The organism is Nocardia sp. CC201C (genome assembly GCF_030010695.1).
In the GTDB taxonomy this organism is placed as follows: Bacteria; Actinomycetota; Actinomycetes; order Mycobacteriales; family Mycobacteriaceae; genus Nocardia; species Nocardia otitidiscaviarum.
The window spans coordinates 1-5,379 of the sequence record NZ_JASCXP010000473.1; the positions used below are offsets into that span (position 1 = coordinate 1).

At 68.3% G+C, this 5,379-nt stretch carries 6 protein-coding genes and 1 pseudogene; 5 read left to right on the top strand and 2 right to left on the bottom strand.

From position 1 onward, the window contains the following. The 4 genes and pseudogenes from QK444_RS31980 to QK444_RS31995 all read left to right on the top strand — a co-directional run. Positions 1-303: pseudogene (locus QK444_RS31980) on the top strand (hypothetical protein); the annotation flags it as partial. 37 nt (positions 304-340) lie between these two features. Then, positions 341-1,264 carry a hypothetical protein gene (locus QK444_RS31985; protein WP_282785800.1) on the top strand — a complete coding sequence of 308 codons (924 nt, stop codon included), beginning with the start codon at positions 341-343 and terminating at the stop codon, positions 1,262-1,264. Positions 1,265-1,603: 339 nt separating this feature from the next. Further along, a complete protein-coding gene (locus tag QK444_RS31990; RefSeq protein WP_282785801.1) occupies positions 1,604-2,422 on the top strand; it encodes a hypothetical protein in 819 nt (272 codons plus the stop codon). Between the two features lie 103 nt (positions 2,423-2,525). Next, positions 2,526-3,557 (top strand): ATP-dependent 6-phosphofructokinase, encoded by a 1,032-nt coding sequence (locus QK444_RS31995; protein WP_029930679.1) that lies wholly within the window; start codon positions 2,526-2,528, stop codon positions 3,555-3,557. A gap of 65 nt (positions 3,558-3,622) precedes the next feature. Here the strand turns inward: QK444_RS31995 and QK444_RS32000 are convergent, their stop codons facing one another. Then, complete coding sequence (locus tag QK444_RS32000) at positions 3,623-3,823, bottom strand: DUF397 domain-containing protein (protein ID WP_029930680.1); 201 nt, start codon at positions 3,821-3,823, stop codon at positions 3,623-3,625. Next, a complete protein-coding gene (locus QK444_RS32005) occupies positions 3,820-4,701 on the bottom strand; it encodes a helix-turn-helix transcriptional regulator (RefSeq protein WP_282785802.1) in 882 nt (293 codons plus the stop codon). Before QK444_RS32005 ends, QK444_RS32000 begins: the two co-directional genes overlap by 4 nt. Before the next feature lie 274 nt (positions 4,702-4,975). Between QK444_RS32005 and QK444_RS32010 the strand changes: the two genes are divergently transcribed. Beyond that, positions 4,976-5,182, top strand: coding sequence for a hypothetical protein (locus QK444_RS32010; protein ID WP_148310451.1), 207 nt, complete (start codon positions 4,976-4,978; stop codon positions 5,180-5,182). Positions 5,183-5,379 lie beyond the last annotated feature (197 nt).

Here is a 5,379-nt window from a genome sequence, read left to right on the forward strand (position 1 = left end):
CCCACCACCACGACCACGCCGACCACGGTGCAGCTGCCCGCGGGTGCGACGCCGTGCCCCTCGGTCTTCGGGTCGCTGGGCGGCTACGCCTCCTCGGCGACCGGAACCTCGGTCACCAGTTGCCCGTTCGCCGAGGAGGTGCGCCGGGCCTACGCCGACGCGGCGGGCGACACCCCGGGAACGACGGCTACGGTGGTCGCGGTGAGTCCGGTGACCGGTCGCTCGTACCCGATGAGTTGCACGGCCGCAGGGAAATTGGTGACCTGCACCGGTGGAGAGAACGCGGTGGTGTATGTCTACTGATCCGTTTCGGATCTGTCGTAAGGCCCTGAGGAACACGGTGGTGTTCGCCACCCTGCTCGCGGTGTCGGCGTGTGCCGTTCAGGTCGGCACTTCCGGTGTGCCCGCCGCCGATTCGGCGGAGATCGCGCCCGACGGCGGGGACCGCGCGATGGGCCTACCGGCGGCGGAGGGGAATCGCTCACTGGGCGCACCGGACCTGCCGGATCTGTTCGGCCTGCCCCGAACCATCTCCCTGGCAGCGGATTTCGCCGATCTGCGGGCTCGCCAGGACGGTCGCATGGGAATGGCGATCATGCCGGTCGGCGGTGGCGAGGTGACAGTGCTCGGCGACTGGAGCACGGGTATCGCGTGGTCGACCATCAAGGTGCCGATCGCCCTGGCGGCCCTGCGCCGCGATCCGGAAGGGCTGCTCGACACCGCCGAGGCGGCCATCACTTTCTCCGACAACGATGCGGCACAACAGCTCTGGAACTCGTTGGGCAGCGCGGAGGAGGCCGCCACCGCGGTCGAGTCGGTGCTGCGCGAGGCCGGGGACACCGTCACCGATATCGCCGACCGGCACACCCGACTGGCGACCGTGGGCTCCTACGAACTCATGGCCTTCGGCGCGACCAGCTGGACACTGACCGATCAGGTGCGCTTCGCCTCCCGGCTGCCCTGTCTGGACGACGCCGATACGGTGATCTCGCTCATGGGCGAGATCACACCCGACCAGAGCTGGGGTCTGGGCCGACTCATCGGCGCCGAGTTCAAGGGCGGCTGGGGTCCGGACGACGACACCGGCGACTACACGGTGCGGCAGTTCGGCCTGATCCCGACACTGTCGGGCCCGGTGGCGGTGGCCATGGCCGCCGAACCCGCCTCGGGCGGCTTCACCGACGCCACCGACATGATGGACCGCATGGCCCTGCTGGTCGCCGACCATCTCGAGGAACTGCGCGGGGGCTGGTGCGTGCGCTGACCCGGTGACGCCGCGTCACCGCGGCCTCCTCACTCGGGCGCACCGGATGCCGAGGCGCCGGATGTCACAGAGAGGCCATCCCGCCTCGCGCACCGAAATCCGCGCGTCAGAACCGCATTTGACCACCGCGCGGCGACGCACCAGAATCCTTGCGATCGACGGGAGTCGGTGGTCGAGCATCGACGAGTCGCCCACCACGCCCGGGATATGGAGGTAGACGGGGTGGACGTCCCATGGTCGGACAGCCGGGACGGCGCCGGATGCGGCGGGTCCCCACGACGATCGACGCGTCACGACCGGCGGTGGAGCCGGTTCGCGCGGGCGGCCGGGGTGGCCGCCGTGCTGGCGTTGTCCGCCTGCAGCAGCCAGCCCACCCTGGTGCCCGAAACCACCGGTGCCACACCGACGGCCGTCAAGCCCACCACCGGACTCGTTGCCGCCCTTCCCGGTTCGCTGGCCTGGGATTTCAACGAATTGCAGGCCACGTTGCAGGGCACGGTGGGCTTGGCGGTCATGGCCGTGGGTGGTGAGCGGCAGGTCACCCTCGGCGACTGGAGCACCGGTGTGGCCTGGTCGACCATCAAGGTGCCGCTGACCCTGGCCGCGCTGCGCAACAATCCGGGGTACAGCGGCGCGGCCAGCGCGGCGATCACGGCCTCCGACAACTCCTCCGCCGAGATGCTCTGGCAGTCGCTCGGATCAGCGGATACGGCCGCGCAGGCGGTGGAGGCCGTGCTGCGCGAGGGTGGTGATGCGACCACCACCGTGCCCGCCCGGCCGCCGCGCTCGGAGTACTCGGCCTTCGGGCAGGCCGAATGGTCGCTGTCGGATCAGTTGCGCTTCGCCTCCCGGCTGCCCTGCCTGCCGCAGGCCGATACGGTCACCGCGCTCATGGGGAAGGTCAGCTCCGGCCAGCGGTGGGGGCTGGGCACCCTGGAGGGCGCGCGGTTCAAGGGCGGCTGGGGGCCCGACACCGGCGGCGACTATCTGGTGCGTCAGTTCGGGCTACTCCCGGTGACCGGCGGGGAGATCGCCATCGCACTTGCGGCCGCGCCCGATTCGGGTTCCTTCGACGACGGCGCCGCCCTGCTCACCAAGCTCGCGGGGCTGATCGAACTGCATCTCGAGGAACTCGCCGGAGGCGGCTGCCCGCCGTAGCCGCGCATCACATCGTGCGGTGCCGAGCGGTACGGCAATCCGTAACGAGCGGTTCACGGGGGTGCGGCCCACAGAGTAGCGCGGACGGGGCAAGATGGGCGGCATGCGTATCGGAGTTTTGACCGGAGGCGGGGACTGCCCAGGCTTGAACGCGGTCATCCGAGCTGTCGTTCGTACCGCGAACGGTCGCTGGGGCGACGCGATTGTCGGCTTCCAGGACGGGTGGCGCGGCCTACTCGAGGATCGCAAGATCCAGATCTTCAATGACGACCGCACCGACCGGTTGCTCGCCAAGGGCGGCACCATGCTCGGCACCGCGCGCACCAATCCCGATGTGCTGCGCGCCGGACTCGGCCGGGTCAAGCAGACTCTCGACGACAACGGCATCGAAGCGCTCATCCCCATCGGCGGCGAGGGCACCCTGACCGCGGCCAGCTGGCTGTCCGACGAGGGCGTGCCGGTGGTGGGCGTGCCCAAGACCATCGACAACGATATCGACTGCACCGACGTCACCTTCGGCCACGACACCGCGCTGGCGGTCGCCACCGAGGCCATCGACCGGCTGCACACCACGGCGGAATCGCATCAGCGCGTCATGCTGGTGGAGGTCATGGGCCGCCACGCCGGATGGATCGCGCTGAACGCCGGAATCGCGGGTGGTGCGCATCTGACCCTCATCCCCGAAGTGCCGTTCGATGTCGACGAGGTCTGCAATATGATCAAGCGTCGATTCCAGCGCGGTGACAAGCATTTCATCTGCGTGGTCGCCGAGGGCGCGCATCCCGCGCCCGAATCCATGACCCTGCGCGACGGCGGTATCGACGAATTCGGCCATGTCCGTTTCACCGGCGTCGCCCAGCAGCTCGGCGCCGAGATCGAACGCCGCATCGGCAAGGAGGTCCGCACCACCGTGCTGGGCCACGTGCAGCGCGGCGGTCAGCCCACCGCCTACGACCGCGTCCTCGCCACCCGCTTCGGCGTCCATGCCGCCGAGGCCGTGCACGCGGGCCGCTTCGGGCAGATGGTCGCCCTGCACGGCACCGAGATCGAGCTGGTGCCGCTGTCGGAGGCCACCAAGCAGCTCAAACTGGTGCCGCCGGACCGCTACAACGAGGCGGCTGCCTTCTTCGGCTGAACCGAACTCTCGCGGCCCCCGCTCCATCGGTGCGGGGGCCGCGAGCGTCGCGCCTCAGCGGTCGATCAGTGGTCGAATCGGCCCGCCGTCACCGCGGCGGTGAACCCCTCCCACGCGGCGGGCGTGAACATCAATGCCGGTCCGGCCGGATGCTTGCTGTCGCGCACGCCGACCACGCCCGCCAGGAACGCGATCTCCACGCATTCCTTCGCGCCGGTGCTGTGCGTGCTCTTGAACCACCGCGCGCCGGACCGCTCGACGTTCACGTCACGTACTCCTTCGCTGCCTTCCGCAAGAGGTCTCTACTGCTCGCTTCGTCCAACGCCGCGTGCTGGAGCGCGTGGTACGCCTCGCGGTACCGGTCGACCGCCGCCTGCTTCTCCAGGTAGAGGTCGCCGAGATAGTTCTCCAGATACACCACGGTCGGGTCGACCGGCCTGTGCCGCGGGTCCCGGCCGAATTCCAGAATCACGAACGGCCCGACGGTATGCCCCGACGGGACGCCTGCGGAGAAGGGTAGTACACGAACAGTAATCGTCGGCAGCGTGCTCATATCGGCCACGCGGCGCAACTGTGCCGACATGATGCGCGGCGTGCCGACGACCCTGCGTAACGCGGTTTCGTGCAGCACCACGTCGAAGACCGCGGGGCTGCGTTTGCGGGTCAGCAGGTGTTGACGACGCACGCGCAGCTGGAGACGGCGGTCGATCTGCTCACGGGGAGCATCCGGCCAGTAATCGGCGATGAGAACGCGCGCATAATCCGGCGTTTGGAGCAATCCGGGCACCAGATCGGGTTGATAGGAAATGAGGGTGCACGCCGAGGATTCCAGGCCCACATACATGTCGAAGCCCTCGGGCACCAGGCTGTCGTATTCGTGCCACCACGATTTCACGTTCGACTGCTGTGCCAGTCCCACCAACGCCGCGGTGAATTCGTCGTCGAAATCGTAGATACGGCACAGTTCCCGGATGTCGAGCACGCGGATCTTCTCGGCATTGCCGGTTTCCAGACGCTGCAACTTCGATTCACTCCACTCCATGAGCGAAGCCGCCTCGGCAATGGTCAGATTGGACTCCATCCGACCCTCACGCAGGTATCGCCCCAGCTGGCGGCGCGGCAGTGTGGAACCGTGCTCTGACATCGAATCCTCCCCCGCGAAGCTGATTTTCGGTCACTGTGAACGATGCTGCCATGCGTCATGAATGCTGACCTGGCGGTTTCGGAAAAGTTCCGAGTATCTGCCGCCTTTGCCTGACATTTCCGCCTCGCGCCTGCTGTGCTTGTAGGCGCGCCCGGTGAGAGCCGGAGCCCTGACAACTCTGGACACACTCGTCCCCGAGCCGGGCGCACCTCTCGATCTTCGGCGACTCGAAACGGCTCGCATGACCGGCGATTCTCGCTACGCTGGCCCTAATGTGCCCCTCGCGCTGATTCCGGCGGACCTGATGATGTACATCCTCGACTGCACGACAGACCCGGGCGAACTCACGCCCGAACAATCCCACCAAGCCATGCAATTGCACATGTGCTGCACGGTCGACGACTGCCGAGTCCGCCGCCGAGCCCGCCAAATCCTGGTGGACGCCGGACAAATGGTCCTGGACGACCGCGCCGCCCCCTGACCGCGCCACCCACTGACCGCGCCACCCACTGACCGCTCCGCTACGGATCGATCGCGCTGAGGACCAACACCACCACCAGCACCAGCAGCACCCCCGCCGCAACGGCCAACGCCACCACCGCGGCAGGCTGCACCTCCCCGAACGGCGCCCCCCCCCGCCGGCCCACCGGCGCCCCCAGCTCGGGGGGTTGATGTTAT

Coding starts and splice junctions, on each gene's coding strand:
- QK444_RS31995 (WP_029930679.1), top strand. CDS start 2,526: ATGCGTATCGGAGTTTTGACCGGAGGCGGGGACTGCCCAGGCTTGAAC.
- QK444_RS32005 (WP_282785802.1), bottom strand. CDS start 4,701: ATGTCAGAGCACGGTTCCACACTGCCGCGCCGCCAGCTGGGGCGATAC.